The organism is Neisseria iguanae, assembly GCF_003013245.1.
Classification (GTDB): Bacteria; Pseudomonadota; Gammaproteobacteria; order Burkholderiales; family Neisseriaceae; genus Neisseria; species Neisseria iguanae.
Genome location: NZ_PXYY01000188.1, coordinates 1 through 760, shown reverse-complemented (window position 1 = coordinate 760; position 760 = coordinate 1). Strand labels below are relative to the sequence as shown.

Genomic DNA, 760 nt, shown 5'->3' with positions numbered 1-760 from the left:
AATCCGACAACATACTTGATTGGCCGCCCGTCAAACAACTGTGCCACCAACACAAGACCCGTTACCTTCACGACCGCCGGGGTTATTCCACCTACCTGCGGCTGCCTGTGTTCAAAGCCGTACTGCCTGGGGCGCATTTGCGAAGAAAGCGGCTTTCAGACGGCATAAGTATAGGCGTAAAGCCATTTGAAAGCGGTGTAGCTGAACCTTGTTAAATAAAGGCGCCTGTTGCTGCCTGAAAGGCAGGAAATACGCCCTGAAAAGAGGAAAATAAGGGCAGAAACAGTACTCAAAAAGGCAAAGCGGTTAGTCGATAACCCAATTAACCGCTTTGGTTGATGTGTTTATATTTTGCAAAGGTCTCGGCTGCCGCAAATATGTACTATTTCTGCAAAATATAACCAATTAAAATGCAAAAATTAGAGCGGCAGAGGCAAATCGGGCAACAAAACGAATCCGGTGCCGTATCATTTTTATTCGAATCGGCAGGTACTGTTCAAAAATCTGTGTCAATCCCCTAACCCCCCATAAAGGAGAAGACACATGACCAAACCCGCATTTGATTTCGAAACCGCACTCAGGCAACTTCAGTCCGGACAGGCACTGACCGGTAAAGACGGCCCCCTTACCCCACCCATCAAACAACCGGCCAAGGCCGCATTGGAAGCCGAAACCGGACAATACCTCGAACAAAAGCAGTTGCAGCCCGGCCGGCGTAACGGCCACAGCAAAAAAACCGTCAAAACCGGTTCCGGCAGTT

At 49.2% G+C, this 760-nt stretch carries 2 pseudogenes; both read left to right on the top strand.

What is annotated here, in order from left to right:
• A pseudogene (locus C7N83_RS15490) lies at window positions 1–215 on the top strand (hypothetical protein); the annotation flags it as partial.
• 328 nt (window positions 216–543) lie between these two features.
• Window positions 544–760, top strand: a pseudogene (locus C7N83_RS14030) (IS256 family transposase); the annotation flags it as partial.